The following is a 19,081-nucleotide window of genomic DNA, read 5'->3' as shown; positions in this document are numbered from 1 at the left end:
CGTTCGACCGGCCGCGGCGCGCACGCCGCGGCCGGCTTGTCACGCCTTCTTGCGCCGGCTGCTTTCGAGGTTCGGCAGGAAGATCGTCAGCACGCCGATCAGCGGCAGGAACGAGCACACCTTGTAGACGAACGTGATGCTCGTCGCATCGGCGAGCTGGCCGAGCACGGCCGCGCCGACCCCGCCGAGCCCGAACGCGAAGCCGAAGAACAGGCCCGCGACCATCCCGACCTTGCCGGGCATCAGTTCCGTCGCATAGACGAGGATCGCGGCGAATGCCGATGCCAGCACGATGCCGATGATCACGGTCAGCACGCTCGTCCAGAACAGGTTCGCATACGGCAGCAGCAGCGTGAACGGCGCGACGCCGAGGATCGAAACCCAGATCACGTACTTGCGGCCGATCCGGTCGCCGACGGGCCCGCCGATCAGCGTGCCGGCCGCCACGGCCGCGAGGAACACGAACAGGTGGATCTGCGCGGCCTGCACCGACAGGTGGAACTTGTCGATCAGGTAGAACGTGAAATAACTGTTGATGCTCGCGAGGTAGAAGTACTTCGAGAACACGAGCAGCACCAGCACGCCGATCGCGCCCATCACGCGGCCGCGCGACAGTGTCGGGTGGCCGGCCGGCACGGCCTTTTTCTTCATCGACGGATGCCTCTTGTACCAGTGGCCGATCTGCGTGAGCACGATCATCGCGACGAGCGCGGCTGCCGAGAACCACGCGATGCTGTGCTGGCCGTGCGGGATGATCACGAGCGCGGCGAGCAGCGGCCCGAGCGCGGAGCCCGCGTTGCCGCCGACCTGGAACACCGACTGAGCGAGCCCGTGCTGGCCGCCCGACGCCATCCGCGCGACGCGCGACGATTCGGGATGGAACACCGACGAGCCGCAGCCGACGAGCGCCGCGGCCACCAGCAGCATCGGGAAACTCGACGCCGCCGACATCAGCAGCAGCCCCGCGAGCGTGAAGCCCATGCCGACCGGCAGCGAATACGGCTTGGGCCGCTTGTCGGTGTAGAGGCCGACGAGCGGCTGCAGCAGCGACGCGGTGATCTGGTAGGTGAGGGTGATCAGGCCGATCTGCGCGAACGACAGCGCGAACTGGCTCTTGAGCATCGGATAGATCGCGAGGATCAACGACTGGATCATGTCGTTGAGCATGTGCGAGAAGCTGATCGCGCCGAGCACCGGGTAGACGGTGCGGGCGACGGGTGGGGCGGACGGCTGGGCGGCGGCTGCGCCTGCCCGGGAGTCGAGGCTGGTTTCCATGTGAGCTGAACGAGTTGAGGTGGAGGGCGCGCTCTGATGGGGATCGGCGCGTCTTTGATTCGTTGATGCGTCAAACAAGTGTAATGTGGCGTATCGAGAATGTCAGGCCAAGTTTTATCGCGAATCGGACATTCATCGGACGGATTGGCCGCTGCGTGCTTTTTTGGACGGGTATAACGCTGGCGGCGCGTCCGCCGCTTCAGCAGGGCTGCGCCGGGGCTCGGTGGTGTTTTACCGGACTCAAGAAACGGCGGTGGCGGCCGTAGAACGACCCAATGACAACATGCGCGCCGCGTCCGGCCGGCTACCCGCCGGGCGGGCGCAGGACGCGCGGCATGGCCTGCCATCGCGGGATTGCCGGGACCGACCTTTCCGGCAGCGTGATCCATACGGGGATAGTTCGATGAAAGCAGCATCTTTGCATCCACAGCCCGGTGCGGCGGCCGCCGCACCCGACGTTGCCGCCGGTCGCGCCGCACGGCGCACGCGCGCGGCGCGCCGCGCGCGCCGGCCATGGACCGTCAAGGCGACGTTGCGCGCCGCGTTCGCGATCCTGCTGGCCGGCACGCTCGCGATCGGCGTGTTTTCGTTGTGGCAGATCAGCCGGCTGAACGCGTCGATCGCGTCGGTCTATGAGCAGGGCCACGTCGCGAGCCGCGCGGCGCAGGAGGTGCGGGCCGAGGTGCTGCGTGCGAGTCGCGCGCAGAAGATGCTGCTGACCGCGACCACCGCGAAGGAGCGCGACGAACTCGGCGCCGACGTCGGCGCGGGGCTCGCGTCGATCGGCCAGGCGCTCGGCACGCTGCAGCGCTACGCGGATCCGGCCGATGCCGACGATTCGGCGCGGCTGCGCGCATTCTCGACGGCCGTCGGCACATGGAGCGCGCATCTGCGCGATTTCGTCACGCTCGTGCGCGCGCAGCCGCTCGACCTGTCGCAGATGAACTGGCAGGTCGGCACGCAGGACGTGTCGCTGCTGGTCGAGACCGGCAAGCTCGAGAAGCTCGTCGCCGAACTCGTGAAGACGCGCGGCGAGAAGTCGAAGGCGACGCTCGATGCATCGGCCACCATCTTTTCGTCGTCGTTCGCGATGATCGCGGCGATGACGGCCGCGCTGATCGTGCTCGCGATCGTGATCGCCGAGCGCGTCGTGCGGCGCCTCGCGTCGCAGCTCGGCGGCGAGCCCGCGCTCGCGAAGGAGATTGCCGCGGACATCGCGCGCGGCGACCTCACGCGGCCGATCACGCTCGGCCGGCACGATCGCGACAGCATGGTGCGCGCGCTGGCCGACATGCAGACGGGGCTCGCGGCCACCGTAGGCGAGATCGCCGTGAGCGCCGAGGCCATCGCGGCCGCGTCCGGCGAAATCTCGACTGGCAATCTCGACCTGTCGCGCCGCACCGAGCAGCAGGCCGTCGCGCTCGAGCGTACCGCGGCCAGCATGGAGCAGCTCACGTCGACCGTGCGGCAGAACGCCGAGAACGCGCGGCAGGCGAGCACGCTCGCGGCCAATGCGTCGGCGGTGGCGGAGACGGGCGGGGAGGTCGTCGGGCGCGTGGTCGCGACGATGAGCGAGATCGACGACAGCGCGAAGAACATCCGCGACATCATCGGCACGATCGAGGGGATCGCATTCCAGACCAACATCCTGGCGTTGAACGCGGCCGTCGAGGCCGCGCGCGCCGGCGAACAGGGGCGCGGCTTCTCGGTGGTTGCCGGCGAGGTGCGCCTGCTCGCGCAGCGCTCGGCGACCGCGGCAAAGGAGATCCGTGAGCTGATCGGCGCGTCGGTCGAGCGGGTGGCGAACGGCGCGGCGCTCGCGCACGACGCGGGCCGCACGATGGGCGACGTCGTGCGCGCGGTGAAGCGCGTGACCGACATCATCGGAGAGATTTCGGCGGCATCGGACGAGCAGAGCGCCGGGATCGACGAGATCGGCCGCGCGGTCACGCAGATGGACGCCGGCACGCAGCAGAACGCGGCGCTCGTCGAGCAGGCGGCCGCTGCCGCCAACGCGCTCGACGAGCAGGCTCAGGCGCTCAAGTCGCTGGTCGGGCGGTTCCGCATCGCGGCCTGAGCGCGCCGGGCCGTCCGGCCGTTACGACTTCTTCTGCTTGTCCGGATCGATGATGACCGTGCAGGTCGTGCCCGCCGACAGCACCACGTCGGCCGGCACGTCGTCGATCTTGATGCGCACCGGCACGCGCTGTGCGAGGCGCACCCAGTTGAACGTCGGGTTCACGTCCGCGACGAGGTCGCGGCTTTGCGGGTTGTCGCGATCGTAGATGCCGCGCGAGATGCTCTCGACGTGGCCCTTCATCACGCCGCCGCTCATCAGCCGCATTTCGGCCGGCGCGCCGATCTTCACGCGCGGCAGCTTGGTTTCCTCGAAGTAGCCGTAGACCCAGAACGAGTGGCTGTCGACGATCGCGAGCTTCGCCTGGCCGGCCACCGCGTAGTTGCCCTTGAACGTCTGCAGGTTCGTGATGTAGCCGTCGACCGGCGCGACCACGCGCGTGCGCTCGAGGTTGAGCTTCGCGGCGTCCAGCGCGGCGATCGCCTGCTGGTACTGCGCATCGGCGCTCGACGCGCTGTGCGCGGCGTTCTCGCGGTTTTCCTTCGACACGACGAGCGCATCGAGATCCGCGCGGCGGGCCGCGTCGTCGCGGCGCATCTGCAGTTCCGCGCGGCGAGCGGCGACCGCCGCCTGCGCCTGCTCGACCGCGATCTGGTAGTGCGACGGGTCGATCTGCATGATCAGGTCGCCTTTCTTCACGAGCTGGTTGTCATGCACGGGCAGCTCGACGATCGCGCCCGACACGTCCGGCGCGACGTTGACGATCTCGGCGCGCACGCGCCCGTCGCGCGTCCACGGATCGTCCATGTAGTGCACCCACAGCGAGCGCCCGATCAGGATCGCGACGAGAAGGATGACGGCGGTCGCGACGAAGCCGAAGAGTTTTCTGAGAATCATGATGGTTCGGAATCAACGGTAAACGGCGAGACTCAGTCCGCCGCAAATGCAGACGAGAAGGCAGGCCCGGAACAGCGACGGGTGCCAGACGAGACGGTAGAGGCCCGTATAGGCGAGCAGGCGGTCGACGGCCCAGGTCGCGAGCGCGCCCAGGACGAACATCAGCACCACCGTGGGCATGTAGGCATCGAGAATGGCGATTTCACGCGGCATCATGACGAGGCTCCTGGTTGGGGACGCACGGGGCGGTTGCGGTTGAGCGGCTCGAGCGGCGATTCCGGATCGAGCAGCGCGGTGCGCACGAAATGCAGATGGCTCAGGATGCGCTGCAGCCGGTGGCGCTCCTCGCGCGACGGCTCGAACGCGTCGAGCACCTGCCGCGTCGCGTCGATTGCCGCATTGGTCGCGGCGAGCGTCGCGTCGAAACGTGCGGCGTTCGGCTTCGAGAACAGCGCGGCCAGCGCGCTGCGCATCGTCTCGATCGCACGACGCCACGGCATCGCCGGCGCATAGCGCGGGTCGGGCGGCAGCGTCGCCAGCTCGTGGCGCAGGTCGATCGTCGCGTTGCCGGCTTCGAGCACCGCGAACATCCAGCGCAGTGCGTCGCGCTGCACGTCGGGCTGGTCGGCCGACAGCGTGTGCGCCTGGTACATCAGGTCGCGCGCGCCGCTCTCGAAGCGTGTGCGCAAGCCGGCGAGCCGCGCATGGCCGGCCGCGACGGCCTGGTGGCGCAGGTCGGCGAACAGCCGCTTCTTGAGCCACGGCGCGGTCGGCGGGAACAGCACCGCGAACGCGATCGCCGATACCAGCATCGACAGCACGAGCGCGAGCGCATCGTTCATGAAGCTGGTCGGGTCGTAGTGCGTGATGTTGTCCGGGCCGGCGAGGAAGCTGAAGAAGATCAGGTAGCCCATCCCGTACCCGGCGAGCTTCGGCTTCAGCGTCATGAAGATGCCGATCGCGAGCAGCGGCGCGAGCGCGACGCACAGCAGCGGGAAGCCGTCGATGTGCGGATAGATGCCGAACGTCAGCAGGAAACCCGTGCAGACGGCGAGCGCGGTACCCATGCCCATCTGCGCGGACATCGCGGTCGGACGCGGTGTCGACGACGCGAGCGCGCAGGTGGCCGCCGCCGTCAGCGTCATCGTCACGCCGCTCGGCCACGCGGTCTCGATCCAGAACCAGCCGAGCACGAGGATCACGGTCGCGGTGCGGATCGCCGCGATCACCATCGCGGTCATGTTGGTGCGCGGCTCGTAGCGCTCGATCCAGCGTTCGCGTTCGTGCGTCGCGGTCGACAGCGACGCGTAGGTCGCCGCGTATTCGTGCAGGTCGGTGATGAAACGGTACAGCAGCTCGGCGGCCGTATCGAAGTCGAGCAGCGGAAAGTCCGGCTGCGTTTCGAGCGCCGCGCGCGTCGCACGGATGCGGCGCGGCAGCGCGTCGCGCCAGGCGAGCAGCTGCTCGGCCGCATGACCGGCGTCGGCCGACGTGCGCACGGGTTCGCCGGCGGGCGTCAGCAGCAGCGGCGCGATTTCGCGGAAGTACGGCTCGATCGCGTCGATCGCGGCCTGCGCGCCGGCCGCATGCAGCCGGTTCATCAACTGGTGCAGCGCATGGAAGCGGCTCGACGCGCTCATGAATTCGCTGTTCAGCCGTGCGAGGCGGCCGCTGCGCATCCGCGTGTCCGGATCCTCGAACACGGCCATGCTGCGCGCGGCCTCGAACCCGACCACGTCCGCGACGAAGCGCGTATGGATGGTTTCGATATGCGCGCGATCGAGCGTGCCCGACAGCGCCGACGCGACGTAGTCGACGAAGCTGCCGAAGCGCTTGCGCACCGTCGTGCGCATCTGCTCGCCCGTGGTCTGCGGAAACACGAGCGCGGAGACCACGCCGGCCGACACGATCCCGACCATGATTTCGGCCACGCGCGTCATCGCGCTCATGAACGCGCCGTCCGGGTGCTGCGACGCGGGCAGCCCGATCAGCGCGGTCGTGTAGCCGGCCAGCAGGAAGCCGTAGCTGCGGAAGTTGCGGTTGCGCGCGGCGCCGGCCGTGCACAGCGCGACCCACAGCGCGACGGCCAGCAGGAACAGCTGCGGCTGCTGCGGGAAGAGCCCGACGAACGTGAGCGTCGCGATGAGCCCGAAGATCGTGCCGGCGACGCGATAGAAGCTCTTCGCGAGCACTGCGCCGCTTTGCGGCTGCATCACGATGAACACCGTCGTCATCGCCGTTTTCGGCGCGGGCAGGTCGAGCCGCATCGACACGCCGGTCGCGATGAACGCGGCGAGCAGCGCCTTGAACAGGTAGAGCCACGCGGCGCCGTCGGTGCGGGCCCAGTCGCCGAACGCGGCGGTCCAGGCCGCGAACGGGCCGCCGGCGGGCGCGGAAGCGGGGGAGGAGGCAGACATGGCGGTCGCTCCGCGTTACCGTGCGGCCGTCACGCCGGACGCGCCGGCGGTCGCGACCTGCGCGGGCCGGGCGACGGCTGCCACGGGCTTCGTGCCCGACGCGGCGGCGGCCTTGTCCTTCGGCGGTTGGCCGCCCGACGGATCGCCTCCCGACGGATGGCCGTCCCGCACATCCTTGCCCGTCTCGACCCCGCCGCCGAGCGCGGCCATCAGCTGCGCATGCGCGGCGAGGCGTTCCGCATCGATGCGGGCGGCCGTCTCCTGCGCGCGCAGCAACTGCTGTTGCGCGACCAGCACGTTCACGTAATCGGTCAGCCCGCGGCGGAAGCCTTCGCGCGACAGCTGGTAGCTGCGGTCATTGGCGGCCACCGAGCGCGCGGCGTCCTTCTTCTGCGTATCGAGCGAGCGGATCCGCACGACCTGGTCGGCGATGTCCTTGAGCGCGCCGACGATCGTCTGGTTGTAACGCTCGACCGCCTGGTCGTAGCCGGCGTTCGCCGCGCCGAGCTGCGCACGCAGCCGGCCGCCTTCGAAGATCGGCAGCGACAGCGCGGGGCCGGCCGTCCAGCCGCCGTTCATCGCGCGCAGGAAGTCGGTGAACGGCGCGGTCACGCCGAAGCCGCCGACTGTCGCGAGCAGGTCGATGTTCGGGTAGAACGACGCTTTCGCGACGTCGATGCCGCGTGCCTGCGCGTCGACCGTCCAGCGCGCCGCGACGACGTCGGGGCGGCGGCCGAGCAGGTCGGCCGGCAGCGCCGCCGGCAGGCCGGCCGGCGCATCGAGCGACAGCTGCGGCCGCTTGAGCGCGTCGCCGGCGCCCGGGCCCTTGCCGGCCAGCGCGGCGAGCTGATGGCGCGCGAGCTGGATCGCTTCCTCGTAGCTGTCGATCTGGCGCTCGTAGTCGGGCAGCGTCGATTCCGCCTGGCTCACTTCGAGCTGCGTGCCGAGGCCGGCCTGCAGCCGCTTGCGCGCGAGATCGGCGAGCGAACGCTGGCGCTCGAACGTTTCATGCGCGAGGTCGAGCAGCGCGTAGTTCATCGACATGCCGACATACGCGCGCACGACGTTGACTTCGAGTTCGAGCTTCGCCGCACGCGCGTCGGCGGCGGTCGCATGCGCTGTGTCGAGCGCGCGTTCGGTCGCGTTCTTGTCCTTGCCCCACAGGTCGAGGTGGTACGACAGGCCGAGCGTGCCCGTGTTGTTCCAGGTGTCGGCGTTCGCGAGCGGGCCCGGGCCGTAGAACACGTTGTCGGGCCAGTGCTCGCGCGTCAACGACAGGTTGCCGTTGATCTGCGGCAGTTCGGCCGAGCGGGCGACGCGCGCCATCGCCTGCGCTTCGCGCACGCGCGCCTCGGCGGCCGCGAGGGTCGGATTGCCGGCCTGGGCGGACGCAATCCATGCGTCGAGTTGCGGATCACGATAGGCGCGCCACCAGTCGGCCGCGGGCCAGCCCGCGTCGCGGTCGGCCCCGCGGATCGCGGCGCCGGCGTCGAGCGCGTTCGCCTCGAGGCGGGCCGATTGCGGCTTGTTGTTGTCGCCCATGCTCGCGCATCCGGCCATTATTAATGAGACTGCAAGAACCGCCAGTGCGAGCGTCCCTTTTGTCGCCGGAGACTGCACGATTTTCTCCCTTTCGGATATAGATGAGTCGGATGCGATTATATTTTTCAGTGATTCCTGAATAAACGAACAACGGTGCAAGTCATTTTTACGAATCCTGAGATAATATTTGTTGGCCCCTGTGCAACAATCCCTCCGGATTCAAACGGGTAATGGGATGGATACGCTACAAAACATGCGGGTGTTCGTTCGCGTGGTCGACGCGGGAAGCTTTACCGCGGCTGCCCAGCAGATGAACTCGACCACCGCCTACGCGTCGCGCGCGGTCTCGGATCTCGAGGCGCACCTGCGCACGCGTCTCCTGAACCGCACGACGCGCCGGATCGCGCTGACCGAAGCCGGTGAGCGCTACCTGCAGCGCTGCGAGCAGATCCTGGCGTACGTCGATCAGGCCGAAGCCGAGGCCGGCGACGCGCACGCACGCCCGTCGGGCAAGCTGAAGGTCCATTGCTTCACGAGCCTCGGCCAGCACTACCTGGTGCCGGCGATCGCGCGCTACCGCGAGCGCTATCCGGACGTGCATGTCGAACTGACGCTCGCGCAGCGGATGCCCGACCTGCTCGACGAGGGGTACGACGTCGCGATCGTCGTCGGCCGCGACCTGCCCGATTCGGGGCTCGTATCGCAGCGGCTCGGCGAGAGCTACAGCGTCGTCTGCGCGTCGCCCGGCTACGTCGAGGCGCACGGCGTGCCGCGGCTGCCGGCCGATCTCGCGCAGCACGTATGCCTCGGGATGGTCGCGCCGGGCTTTCACTTCGACGAATGGGCGCTGGCGGGGCCGAACGGCGACGAGATCGTGCCGATCACGGCGCCGCCGTTTCGCGTGAACGTCGCCGAGGCGCTCGCGGTGGCCGTGCGGGAAGGGATGGGGATCGGCGGGTTGCCGCTCTATTCGGCGATCGGCTGGCTGCGCAGCGGGCACATCGTGCGCGTGATGCCGGCGTACCGGTCGCACGTGATGAACATTTACGCGCTGTATCCGTCGCGCCAGTACCTCGACGCGAAAATCCGCACCTGGGTCGATTTCCTGCGCGAAGAGTTGCCGCTCACGCTCGAAGCGGACGAAGCCGCGCTCGAGCAGTACACGCATGCGACATGACAGCGCGGTTGACCGCAATCTGACGAGATTTGTCCTTCACGCAACATTTTTTTACGAACGCGTGTCAGACAGTTTGATACTGTGGGAATTAACGAGATACGCAACCCCGGAGTAGCAATGGATACGCACCTGATGATCGGCCTTGGCGTCCTGCTGGGCGCAGCCGCTGCCGCCGCGGCGACCCGCGACCTGCTGCGCGCGATGAAGGCGAAGGCGCAGATGAAGCCGGTTCCGGTGCGCGTGCGCGAGCCGCGCGGCCGCGGCCGCTGATCCTGCCGTCACGCGCGGTGGCGGGAAGGCCGCGCAACGCGGCCTGGCGGGCCGGCGTTCAGCCGAGCTCGACGACCTTGTCCCACGCGAACGCTTGATTTTCGAGTTCGCCGGTGCGCCGGTGGATGTAGCCGCGCGGGTTGCACACCACGCGCGTGCCGCCGCCCGCAACGTAGTCGAATGACGTATGGGTGTGGCCGTGAAGCCACAGATCCACCGGCGGCTGCACCAGTTCCGCCATGTCCGTCACAAACCCCGCCGACGCAAGATCTTCCGCATAGCGTGCCGCCAGCGAGCGCCGGTGCGGCGCATGATGGGTGACGACGATCGTCTTGCCCGCGAACGGCGTCGCGAGTTGCGTTTCCAGCCATTTACGGCTTTGCCGGTGCAGCGCGATCGCGTCGGCCGGCGAGAAATCCCGTTCAGGCGCACCCGGCGTACCCGGTGCCGCATGCAGCGCCGCGTCGTGCGGCCAGGTCACCTGGATCAGTCCCTTGAAATCGAGCATCACGCGCAGCGCGGCGTCGATCGCGCCGGCCATGCTGGCTTCGTCGCGGCCGAACAGCGAAAAATCGGCCCAGAGCGTCGTGCCGAGCACGCGGAAGCGCTGCTCGGGATCGACGTAGACGCCGTTGTTCAGGTAATGCACGTTGTCGAGCGCGTGCGCCGCGTCGCGCATCGCCGTCTCCAGCGCGCCGAATTCCCCGTCGTAATACTCGTGGTTGCCCGGCACGTAGACCACCGGCACGGAGGGATCGAACGTCTCGGCGGCCCAGCGCAGGCCCTCCGCGTGATTGTGGATGTCGCCGGCCAGCACGACGAGATCCGCGTCGGCATGCGCGATCACGTCGGGCTGGTTGCTTTCGAGATGCAGGTCGGACAGGACGCGGACTTTCACGGGCGGGGCTCCGGAGTGGGCGGCTTCAGCGCAGGACCTTGCCGGGATTCATCAGGCCGCGCGGGTCGAGCGCGGTCTTCAGCGTGCGCATCAGCGTCGTCTCGACCGGCGCCTTGTAGCGCTGCGCGTCGTCGATCTTCAGCTGGCCGATCCCGTGCTCGGCGCTGATCGTGCCGTGGTGGCGGTGCACGTTGTCGTACACGATCCGGTTGATCGGCCCCTGGAACGCCGCGAGGAACGCCTTCGCGTCGCCGCCTTCGGGCATCTGCACGTTGTAGTGGAGGTTGCCGTCGCCGAGGTGGCCGAACGTGACCATGCGTGCACCGGGCGCGGCCTGCTGGATCGCCGCGTCGGTCTCGTCGATGAAGCGTGCGACCGACGAGATCGGCACCGCGATGTCGTGCTTGATGTTGAGCCCTTCGTCGGCCTGCGCGAGCGGGATATGCTCGCGCAGGTCCCAGAACGCGCGCGACTGCGCGAGATTCTCCGCGACCACCGCGTCGACCACGAGCCCCGCTTCGAACGCTTCTTCCATCAGTTTCTCGAACAGCGCGCGCGCATGCGCTTCGCTTTCGTTGTCGGACAGTTCGAGCAGCACCGTCTGCGCATGCGTCTGCGCGAACGGGTAGCGAAGTTGCGGGTAGTGCTTGCCGACCAGCTGCATGCAGAAATCCGACATCAGTTCGAAGCCGGTCAGGAGCGGCCCGGCCGCGCGCTGCGCGAGCGACAGGAAGTCGAGCGCCGCGTGCGGCGATTCGAGCGCGGCGAGTGCCGTGACCTGCGCGGCCGGCAGCGGATGCAGTTTCATCACGGCCGCCGTGATGATCCCGAGCGTGCCTTCCGCGCCGATGAACAGGTCGCGCAGGTCATAGCCCGTGTTGTCCTTGCGCAATCCGCGCAGGCCGTCCCAGATTTCGCCCTGCGGCGTCACGACCTCGAGCCCGAGGCACAGCTCGCGCGCGTTGCCGTAGCGCAGCACCGCGGTGCCGCCCGCATTGGTCGACAGGTTGCCGCCGATCGTGCAGCTGCCTTCCGCCGCGAGGCTCAGCGCGAACAGCCGGCCGCCTTCGCGGGCGCGTGCCTGCACGTCGGCGAGGATCACGCCGGCTTCGACGGTGATCGTGTTGTTGTGCGGATCGAGCGCGCGCACGCGGTTCAGGCGCGCGACGCTCAGCACGGCCTGGCTGCCGCTCGCGTCGGGCGTGGCGCCGCCTGCGAGGCCGGTGTTGCCGCCTTGCGGCACGAGCGCGACGCCGTGCGTGTTGGCGAGCTTCACGAGTGCGGCGACTTCAGCCGTGTTCGCGGGCTTCAGCACCGCGCACGCGGCGCCCTTGTAGCGGCGGCGCCAGTCGGTCAGGAACGGTTCGGTATCGTGCGGGTCGGTCAGCACGTGGTCGGCGCCGATCGCGTCGCGGCACGCGGAAACGAAAGCTTCGGAGGACATCATCACCTTGTCGCGTAAGGGTCAGGACGCGGCGCGCGACTTTTTCGCCGCGCGCTTGTACGGCGCGACGTAGGCCAGCGCCGCCACGAAGAAGCCGACGGCAAGCGCGGTCTCGCACCAGCCGAGCGTCGCGGACAGCCCGCGATCGGACATGCCGCGCACGATGCCTTCGGCAAAATAGACGAGGATCAGCATGCTCGCCCACTGCATCGTATAAATGTTACGCCGCCAGACGCCGGGCAGTGCGAGCGCGAGCGGCACGGCCTTGAGCATCAGCGCGGAGCCGCCCGGGCGCAGCGGCGCAAGCCACAGTTCCCACGCGAGCGACAGCGCGATCAGCGCTGCGAGGCATGCGGCGGCGGCCAGCGCGTAGCGCGGCCGGGCCGCGACGGCGGGGCGGGCGGGAGCGTTCATGCGGCCTCGGCGGCCTGGGCGGCCGACAGGGCGGCCGCCGCGCGCGCCAGCCGCACGCCGAGCGCGGCCGCGAGCGCCTTCTCGTCCGCGGACAGCCCGCCGGGCGCCGTGCGGTCGTGGTGCGCGACATGCGACGCGCCGTACGGCGTGCCGCCGGTGCGCGTCGTGCTGAGCGCCGATTCCGTGTATGGGATCCCGACGATCATCATCCCGTGATGCAGCAGCGGCAGCATCATCGACAGCAACGTCGATTCCTGGCCGCCGTGCAGGCTGCCCGTCGACGTGAACACGCTCGCCGGCTTGCCGGTCAGCGCGCCCGACAGCCATTGCGGCGTCGTACCGTCGAGGAAATACTTGAGCGATGCGGCCATGTTGCCGAAGCGCGTCGGCGAGCCGAGCGCGAGGCCCGCGCATTCCTCGAGATCGCGCAGCTCGGCGTACGGCGGGCCGTCGGCGGGGATGTCGGGGGCAGTCGCTTCGCAGACGGTCGACACGGGCGGCACGGTGCGGATGCGCGCCTGCATGCCCGGCACGCTGTCGATGCCGTTCGCGATCGCGAGCGCGAGATCGCGCGTGGCGCCGTGACGGCTGTAATAGAGGACGAGGATGTCTTTCATGGGCTACGGAGCCGCATGCGGCCGCGCGCGTGCCCGGTGCAGTCGGCCCCTGCTGGAATCGAGCGGCTATTATAGGGGCTGAAGCCGTCGCGCAGCGCGGCGGCGGCGCGCCATGAGGCGCGCGGCATCAGGAAGGAGAAGTCGTTTGCCGAAGTTGAGCGTCGATCTCGACACCCTCAAGCGCCTCGCGCAGTTCGCGGCTCGGCGCAGCGCCGAGGATCGCATCCCGCAAGTGGCGGGCAGCCTGACCTTCACGACGATGCTGGCGCTCGTGCCGCTCGTGACGGTCGCGTTCGCGCTGTTCACCGCGTTCCCGATGTTCGCGTCGTTCCAGATCTCGCTGCAGGGCTTCCTCGCGGATCACCTGATGCCTGCGCAGTTCAACGTCCAGATCTTCAAGTACCTGAACCAGTTCGCGTCGAAGGCCAAGGGGCTGACGACGGCCGGCCTGATCGTGCTCGTCGTCACGTCGGTGATGACGATGATGACGATCGAATCGGCGTTCAACCTGATCTGGCGCGTGCGCAAGCCGCGGCCGTTCGCGCAGCGCGTGCTCGCGTACTGGGCGCTGATCACGCTTGGGCCCTTGCTGTTCGGCGTGAGCCTGTCGATCTCGTCGTACCTGTTCACGCAGTCGCTCGCATTCACCGGCGCGGGGCCGTCCACGTCGATCGTCGAGTGGCTGCTCGCGCTCGTCTCGCTGCCGCTGACGGTGCTCGCGTTCACGCTGCTGTACGTGTACCTGCCGAACTGTGCGGTCGCGTGGCGCGACGCGGTGATCGGCGGCCTGTTCGCGGCCGTCGCGTTCGAGCTCGCGAAGCGCGGCTTCGGCTACTACGTGCGGCGCATTCCGACCTATACGGCCGTCTACGGCGCGTTCGCGGCGCTGCCGGTGTTCCTGCTGTGGGTGTACCTGAGCTGGTTCATCGCGCTGCTCGGCGCGATGGTGGCGTCCGCGCTGCCGGCGATCCGCGTCGGCCAGTTCCACCGCATTCACTATCCGGGCAGCGACCTGCTCGACGCGCTCGAACTGCTCGCGCGGCTGGCCGAAGCGCGCGCGGCCGGCAAGCGCGGCTACACGGCAATGCGGCTGGCGACCATGCTGCGCTGCGACATGGAAACCGCGCAGCGGTTATTGACGACGATGGAGGAGCGCGAGTGGATTGCGCGGCTCGAAGGCGGCGGCGAGACCACGCCGCGCTACATCCTGCTCGCGAATCCGGAGCAGCTGACGCTCGCGCAACTGTTCGACGTGCTGGTGATCGACCGCACGGAGCTGACCTATCAGCTGCAGCGTCGCCGCAGCCACGTCGAAGGCGCGGCGCTGCTCGCGGTGCTGTCGAGCGACCGGTTCGACGTGTCGCTTGCGTCGCTGATCGCCGCGCACCGGCTCGCGGGCGCGCAGCCGGCCGGGAGCGGCGGGCAGGCATCCGACGGCGTGCCCGACCCGCACGCGCGGCCGCCGCGGCCTGCGTGAAGGCGGCGCCCGGCGCTACAGCGGAATCTTGCCGGTGCAGATGTCCTTGAACATCACCCAGTCGCCCATCAGGCTGTAGATCGGGTGCCGGAACGTGGCCGGGCGGTTCTTCTCGAAGAAGAAGTGTCCGACCCACGCGAACCCGTAGCCGCAGACGATCGCCGCCGGCAGCCACAGCCAGTGGCCCGTCGCGATCGCCATCGCGACGCAGCCGATCACGCCGAGCGAGCCGATGAAGTGCAGCCGCCGCGACGTCAGGTTCTGGTGTTCGTTCAGGTAATACGGGTAGAAATCAGCGAAGCTGGCGAATTGCTCGGAATGCGTATGCGCCATGGCCGTCTCCTCGGGCCGCCATCGATAGGGTCATTGTGCGGCGGCCGGCCCGGGTCCGCAAGCGGCGGCGGGCCGCCGCGCCGGGCCGCGCTTTCCTTTTGACAGGCTTTCCGATAGGATCGAAAGAGATTTTGCATTCAAGCATGAGGGGACTACGATGCGCGTCAGCGATATTCTGAAAGTGAAGGGCAACACGCTGTTTACGGTGACGCCCGATAAGCCGCTGCGCGAAGCGGTCGATACGATGGCCGAACACGATATCGGTTCGTTGGTCGTGATGGAGTACGGCGATCTCGTCGGGATGCTGACGTTCCGCGAGATCATCCTGCGCCTGCACGTGAACGGCGGCGCGATCGGCGACGTCCAGGTGCGCAAGGTGATGGACGAGCCGCTCACGTGTACGCCGGAAACCGACGTCAACGAAGTGCGCCGGATGATGCTCGAGCGTCACGCTCGCTACATGCCGGTGCTCGACAAGAAGGTGCTGATGGGCGTCATTTCGTTCTACGACGTCGCGAAGACGGTCGTCGAGGCGCAGAGCTTCGAGAACCGGATGCTGAAGGCGTACATCCGCGACTGGCCGGAATCGGAAGCCGAAGCGCACAAGCCGTGAACCATGCCGCGCCCGGCACCTCGATGCATGGGCGCCGCCATCCGGCATGCGGCGGCGCAGGCTTGTCCTGCGCCGCCTTTTTTTTAACGACAACACGAGGCCCGCGCAGCTTCGCCGAGACGACGCGCGCGTATTCCGCATGAGCGATCACACGCAAGCCACTTCGGGGCGGCGCGACGAACGGCGCGCCCACGCATCGCAGTTCGACCTGCTGCGCGAGCGCCGTTTCGCGCCGTTCTTCACGACCCAGTTCCTCGGTGCGCTGAACGACAACGTCTTCAAGATCGGCTTCACGTCGCTTGTCACCTATCACACCGCACGGTTCTCCGGCGTCGACGCGAAGACGGCCGCGTTCCTGATCTCCGCGATCTTCATTCTGCCGTTCGTGCTGTTCTCGGCGACGTCCGGCCAGATCGCCGACAAATACGACAAGGCGACCCTCACGCGCTTCGTGAAGACCTTCGAGATCGTGCTGATGCTCGTCGGCGCGGCCGGTTTCGTCACGCACAGCGCGACGCTGCTGTATCTGTGCACGTTCATGATGGGGATGCACTCGACGCTGTTCGGGCCCGTCAAGTATTCGTACCTGCCGCAGCATCTGGGCGAGCATGAGCTGGTCGGCGGCAACGGCCTCGTCGAAATGGGCACGTTCATCGCGATCCTGATCGGCACGATCATCGGCGGTGCGGCCGCGGGCATCGAAGGCGCCGGCGAGCGCGTGCTCGCGGTAAGCGTCGTGGCAATCGCGCTCGCGGGGCGGCTCGTCGCGCAGCGCGTGCCGTCGACGCCCGCGCCGCAGCCCGATCTCGTGATCAACTGGAATCCGTTCAGCGAAACATGGCGCAACCTCGGGCTCGCGCGCCAGAACCGCACCGTGTTCCTCAGCCTGCTCGGCATCTCGTGGCTGTGGTTCGTCGGCGCGACGTTCCTCACGTCGTTCTTCAATTTTGCGAAGGACGTGCTGTCCGCGAGCCCCGACGTCGTCACGATCCTGCTCGCGACGTTCTCGGTCGGCATCGGCCTCGGCTCGCTGCTGTGCGAGCGGCTGTCGCAGCGGCGGGTCGAGATCGGCCTCGTGCCGCTCGGCTCGATCGGCATCAGCGTGTTCGCGATCGAGCTGTATTTCGCGAGCCACGCGCTGCCGTCGCCTGGCCACCTGCTGTCGGTCGGCGAGTTCCTGGCCGGTGCGCGCCACTGGCGCATCCTGGCCGACCTGTTCCTGCTCGCGATGTTCGGCGGCTTCTACAGCGTGCCGCTGTACGCGCTGATCCAGAGCCGCAGCGCGCCGACGCACCGCGCGCGGATCATCGCCGCGAACAACATCCTGAACGCGCTGTTCATGATCCTGTCGGCCGTGATGGCGATGGGGCTGACCAAGGCCGGCGTCGACATCCCGGGGCTGTTCCTCGTCACCGCGCTCCTCAACGTGATCGTCGCGACGTATATCTACCTGCTCGTGCCCGAGTTCCTGCTGCGCTTCGTCGCGTGGGTGCTCGTGCATACGTTCTACCGGATCCGCCTCGTCCATGCGGAGCGGATCCCGGCGGAAGGGGCGGCCGTGCTCGTGTGCAACCACGTCAGCTACGTCGACGCGCTCGTGCTGGCCGCCGCGAGCCCGCGCCCGATCCGTTTCGTGATGGATCACCGGATCTTCAAGACGCGCTTCGCGAGCTGGGTGTTCCGGCATGCGAAGGCGATCCCGATCGCGCCGCGCCACGAGGATCCCGCGATGCTCGCGCGCGCGTACGACTTGTGCGAGGCCGCGCTGAAGGAAGGCGAACTCGTGTGCATCTTCCCCGAGGGCAAGCTGACGAAGACGGGCGACATCAATACGTTCCATCACGGCATCACCGAGATCCTGGGCCGCACGCCGGCCCCCGTGATCCCGATGGCGCTGCGCGGGCTGTGGGGCAGCTATTTCTCGCGGCATTCCGATGCGCGGATGCCGCGCCCCATCAAGCGCGGCGTGATGAGCCGGCTGACGCTGGCGGTCGGCGAGCCGATCGCGGCATCGGTCGCGACGCCCGAGTTGTTGCAGGCGGCGGTGACCGAGCTGCGCGGCGCGCGGAAGTAGGCAGGTGCCGGGTCCGGCGCGGGATGATCGATCCGCGCATCGGGCCGGGATGGCGGCCCCGGTTCGGCGGGTCCCGGGCGCAACGCCGAGGGCCCGCGATCGCCTACTTGCCTCATACCTTCCCTTATCCGCGGCCGGCCCGTGTGGTCTGAACGGTTCACACGGCCCGCGGGTCCGGGACGGCTGGCATAATAGCGGTTTACCTCTTTTTCTCGACCGGCAAACGGATCGGCCTGCCTGCGGCCCTGGCAGTGCATCGGTTTGCCCATTTCTCTTTGGGCGGTTCCATCATGTCCGGCAATACCCTCGGCACGCTTTTCACTGTCACGACCTTCGGCGAATCGCACGGTCCCGCGATCGGCTGCGTGATCGACGGCTGCCCGCCGGGGATGGCGCTGACCGAAGCCGACATCCAGGTCGAACTCGATCGCCGCAAGCCCGGCACGTCGCGGCACGTGACGCAACGGCAGGAGGCCGACGAGGTCGAGATCCTGTCGGGCGTGTTCGAAGGCGTGACGACCGGCACGCCGATCGCGCTGCTGATCCGCAACACCGACCAGCGCAGCAAGGACTACGGCAACATCGTCGAGACGTTCCGTCCCGGTCACGCCGACTACACCTACTGGCAGAAGTACGGCATCCGCGACTACCGTGGCGGCGGCCGCTCGTCCGCGCGCCTGACCGCGCCGATCGTCGGTGCGGGCGCGGTCGCGAAGAAGTGGCTGCGCGAGCGCTTCGGCGTCGAGGTGCGCGGCTACATGAGCGGCTTGGGCGAGATCGACGTGCCGTTCGTCGACTGGTCGCACGTGCGCGAGAACCCGTTCTTCTCGCCGAATGCGGCGATCGTGCCGGAACTCGAGGCGTACATGGACGCGCTGCGCAAGGATGGCGATTCGATCGGCGCGCGCATCGACGTCGTCGCGTCGGGGGTGCCGGTCGGCTGGGGCGAACCCGTATTCGACCGTCTCGATGCCGATATCGCGAAGGCGATGATGAGCATCAACGCGGTGAAGGGCGTCGAGATCGGCGCGGGCTTCGACAGCGTCGCGCAGCGCGGCTCGGTGCACGGCGACGAACTGACGCCGGGCGGCTTCGTCGGCAACCATGCGGGCGGCGTGCTCGGCGGGATTTCGACGGGGCAGGACATCACCGTGTCGATCGCGATCAAGCCGACGTCGAGCATCCGTACGCCGCGCCGTTCGATCACGAAGGCAGGCGACGAGGCGACGGTCGAGACGTTCGGCCGCCACGATCCGTGCGTCGGCATTCGTGCGACGCCGATCGCCGAGTCGATGCTCGCACTGGTGCTGATCGATCACGCGCTGCGCCATCGTGCGCAGTGCGGCGATGTCGAGACGTCGACGCCGAAGATTGCCGGCAGCGCGACCTGACGCAAGCGGGGCGGGGCGCGGCGTCTCGCCTGACGGCCTGCCAAGAATGCAAAACGGGGCGCTGCGTCAAGCAGCGCCCCGTTTCGTTTGTGGCGGTCCACAAAAGCGCGCCGCGCGTGGCGGCGCGTTCCGGCGGATTACATGTTCGGGTAATTCGGCCCGCCA

At 68.4% G+C, this 19,081-nt stretch carries 17 protein-coding genes; 7 read left to right on the top strand and 10 right to left on the bottom strand.

Annotated features, from left to right (window positions below; genetic code table 11):
* Positions 1-39 precede the first annotated feature (39 nt).
* Positions 40-1,275, bottom strand: coding sequence for an MFS transporter (locus U5798_RS20295; RefSeq protein ID WP_322082984.1), 1,236 nt, complete (start codon positions 1,273-1,275; stop codon positions 40-42).
* Between the two features lie 403 nt (positions 1,276-1,678).
* Here U5798_RS20295 and U5798_RS20290 point away from each other — a divergent pair, with 403 nt between their 5' ends.
* Positions 1,679-3,352, top strand: a complete 1,674-nt coding sequence (locus U5798_RS20290; RefSeq protein ID WP_322082983.1) for a methyl-accepting chemotaxis protein — start codon at positions 1,679-1,681, stop codon at positions 3,350-3,352.
* A 21-nt stretch (positions 3,353-3,373) separates the two neighbouring features.
* Here the strand turns inward: U5798_RS20290 and U5798_RS20285 are convergent, their stop codons facing one another.
* Genes U5798_RS20285 through U5798_RS20270 form a run of 4 tightly spaced genes read right to left on the bottom strand, consistent with a single transcriptional unit; the run spans position 3,374 to position 8,286 of the window.
* Positions 3,374-4,249 carry an HlyD family secretion protein gene (locus U5798_RS20285; RefSeq protein ID WP_011351755.1) on the bottom strand — a complete coding sequence of 292 codons (876 nt, stop codon included), beginning with the start codon at positions 4,247-4,249 and terminating at the stop codon, positions 3,374-3,376.
* 12 nt (positions 4,250-4,261) lie between these two features.
* On the bottom strand, positions 4,262-4,465 hold the full coding sequence (locus U5798_RS20280) for a DUF1656 domain-containing protein (RefSeq protein ID WP_011351756.1): 204 nt from the start codon (positions 4,463-4,465) through the stop codon (positions 4,262-4,264).
* Positions 4,462-6,666 carry an FUSC family protein gene (locus U5798_RS20275; RefSeq protein WP_322082982.1) on the bottom strand — a complete coding sequence of 735 codons (2,205 nt, stop codon included), beginning with the start codon at positions 6,664-6,666 and terminating at the stop codon, positions 4,462-4,464. The genes U5798_RS20280 and U5798_RS20275 overlap by 4 nt, the downstream gene beginning before the upstream one ends.
* 15 nt (positions 6,667-6,681) lie before the next feature.
* The gene (locus U5798_RS20270; protein WP_322082981.1) at positions 6,682-8,286 is read right to left on the bottom strand and encodes an efflux transporter outer membrane subunit; all 1,605 of its coding nucleotides are present in this window, start codon (positions 8,284-8,286) and stop codon (positions 6,682-6,684) included.
* A 157-nt stretch (positions 8,287-8,443) separates the two neighbouring features.
* Here U5798_RS20270 and U5798_RS20265 point away from each other — a divergent pair, with 157 nt between their 5' ends.
* Both U5798_RS20265 and U5798_RS20260 read left to right on the top strand, forming a co-directional pair.
* Positions 8,444-9,385 carry a LysR family transcriptional regulator gene (locus U5798_RS20265; RefSeq protein WP_124455977.1) on the top strand — a complete coding sequence of 314 codons (942 nt, stop codon included), beginning with the start codon at positions 8,444-8,446 and terminating at the stop codon, positions 9,383-9,385.
* Positions 9,386-9,502: 117 nt separating this feature from the next.
* Positions 9,503-9,655, top strand: coding sequence for a hypothetical protein (locus U5798_RS20260; protein ID WP_185658256.1), 153 nt, complete (start codon positions 9,503-9,505; stop codon positions 9,653-9,655).
* Between the two features lie 58 nt (positions 9,656-9,713).
* On the opposite strand, the gene U5798_RS20255 is transcribed toward U5798_RS20260, so the two are convergent.
* The 4 genes from U5798_RS20255 to wrbA are packed head-to-tail and all read right to left on the bottom strand — an operon-like array spanning position 9,714 to position 13,028.
* Complete coding sequence (locus U5798_RS20255; protein WP_124455978.1) at positions 9,714-10,553, bottom strand: metallophosphoesterase; 840 nt, start codon at positions 10,551-10,553, stop codon at positions 9,714-9,716.
* A 25-nt stretch (positions 10,554-10,578) separates the two neighbouring features.
* Positions 10,579-12,000 carry an FAD-binding oxidoreductase gene (locus U5798_RS20250; protein ID WP_322082980.1) on the bottom strand — a complete coding sequence of 474 codons (1,422 nt, stop codon included), beginning with the start codon at positions 11,998-12,000 and terminating at the stop codon, positions 10,579-10,581.
* An 18-nt stretch (positions 12,001-12,018) separates the two neighbouring features.
* A complete protein-coding gene (locus U5798_RS20245) occupies positions 12,019-12,411 on the bottom strand; it encodes a DUF2069 domain-containing protein (protein ID WP_322082979.1) in 393 nt (130 codons plus the stop codon).
* Positions 12,408-13,028, bottom strand: coding sequence for an NAD(P)H:quinone oxidoreductase (gene wrbA / locus U5798_RS20240; RefSeq protein WP_175844346.1), 621 nt, complete (start codon positions 13,026-13,028; stop codon positions 12,408-12,410). The genes U5798_RS20245 and wrbA overlap by 4 nt, the downstream gene beginning before the upstream one ends.
* A 145-nt stretch (positions 13,029-13,173) precedes the next feature.
* Between wrbA and U5798_RS20235 the strand changes: the two genes are divergently transcribed.
* On the top strand, positions 13,174-14,505 hold the full coding sequence (locus U5798_RS20235) for a YihY family inner membrane protein (RefSeq protein ID WP_322082978.1): 1,332 nt from the start codon (positions 13,174-13,176) through the stop codon (positions 14,503-14,505).
* A gap of 15 nt (positions 14,506-14,520) precedes the next feature.
* Here U5798_RS20235 and U5798_RS20230 read toward each other — a convergent pair whose 3' ends face one another.
* Positions 14,521-14,838, bottom strand: coding sequence for an Mpo1-like protein (locus U5798_RS20230; protein WP_069256448.1), 318 nt, complete (start codon positions 14,836-14,838; stop codon positions 14,521-14,523).
* Positions 14,839-14,995: 157 nt separating this feature from the next.
* Between U5798_RS20230 and U5798_RS20225 the strand changes: the two genes are divergently transcribed.
* The 3 genes from U5798_RS20225 to aroC all read left to right on the top strand — a co-directional run bounded on the left by U5798_RS20225 (position 14,996) and on the right by aroC (position 18,916).
* Positions 14,996-15,451: a CBS domain-containing protein gene (locus U5798_RS20225; protein ID WP_006488504.1), complete on the top strand. Its 456-nt coding sequence runs from the start codon at positions 14,996-14,998 to the stop codon at positions 15,449-15,451.
* Positions 15,452-15,590: 139 nt separating this feature from the next.
* Entirely contained in the window at positions 15,591-17,525 is a 1,935-nt protein-coding gene (locus U5798_RS20220; RefSeq protein ID WP_124455983.1) for an MFS transporter, read from the top strand.
* Between the two features lie 290 nt (positions 17,526-17,815).
* Positions 17,816-18,916: a chorismate synthase gene (aroC, locus tag U5798_RS20215; RefSeq protein WP_124455984.1), complete on the top strand. Its 1,101-nt coding sequence runs from the start codon at positions 17,816-17,818 to the stop codon at positions 18,914-18,916.
* Positions 18,917-19,081: the final 165 nt, after the last annotated feature.

The organism is Burkholderia sp. BCC1972 (assembly GCF_905339605.1).
Taxonomy (GTDB): domain Bacteria; phylum Pseudomonadota; class Gammaproteobacteria; order Burkholderiales; family Burkholderiaceae; genus Burkholderia.
The sequence above is the reverse complement of the archived record's forward strand: the minus strand, read 5'-3'. Positions and strand labels throughout refer to the sequence as shown.

Excerpts from the sequence above, each read along its gene's own strand:
- U5798_RS20220 (WP_124455983.1), top strand. The coding sequence starts at position 15,591 with ATGAGCGATCACACGCAAGCCACTTCGGGGCGGCGCGACGAACGGCGC.
- U5798_RS20280 (WP_011351756.1), bottom strand. The coding sequence starts at position 4,465 with ATGATGCCGCGTGAAATCGCCATTCTCGATGCCTACATGCCCACGGTG.
- U5798_RS20275 (WP_322082982.1), bottom strand. The coding sequence starts at position 6,666 with ATGTCTGCCTCCTCCCCCGCTTCCGCGCCCGCCGGCGGCCCGTTCGCG.
- U5798_RS20295 (WP_322082984.1), bottom strand. The coding sequence starts at position 1,275 with ATGGAAACCAGCCTCGACTCCCGGGCAGGCGCAGCCGCCGCCCAGCCG.
- wrbA (WP_175844346.1), bottom strand. The coding sequence starts at position 13,028 with ATGAAAGACATCCTCGTCCTCTATTACAGCCGTCACGGCGCCACGCGC.
- U5798_RS20250 (WP_322082980.1), bottom strand. The coding sequence starts at position 12,000 with ATGATGTCCTCCGAAGCTTTCGTTTCCGCGTGCCGCGACGCGATCGGC.
- U5798_RS20225 (WP_006488504.1), top strand. The coding sequence starts at position 14,996 with ATGCGCGTCAGCGATATTCTGAAAGTGAAGGGCAACACGCTGTTTACG.
- U5798_RS20265 (WP_124455977.1), top strand. The coding sequence starts at position 8,444 with ATGGATACGCTACAAAACATGCGGGTGTTCGTTCGCGTGGTCGACGCG.
- U5798_RS20290 (WP_322082983.1), top strand. The coding sequence starts at position 1,679 with ATGAAAGCAGCATCTTTGCATCCACAGCCCGGTGCGGCGGCCGCCGCA.
- U5798_RS20230 (WP_069256448.1), bottom strand. The coding sequence starts at position 14,838 with ATGGCGCATACGCATTCCGAGCAATTCGCCAGCTTCGCTGATTTCTAC.
- U5798_RS20245 (WP_322082979.1), bottom strand. The coding sequence starts at position 12,411 with ATGAACGCTCCCGCCCGCCCCGCCGTCGCGGCCCGGCCGCGCTACGCG.
- U5798_RS20260 (WP_185658256.1), top strand. The coding sequence starts at position 9,503 with ATGGATACGCACCTGATGATCGGCCTTGGCGTCCTGCTGGGCGCAGCC.
- aroC (WP_124455984.1), top strand. The coding sequence starts at position 17,816 with ATGTCCGGCAATACCCTCGGCACGCTTTTCACTGTCACGACCTTCGGC.
- U5798_RS20285 (WP_011351755.1), bottom strand. The coding sequence starts at position 4,249 with ATGATTCTCAGAAAACTCTTCGGCTTCGTCGCGACCGCCGTCATCCTT.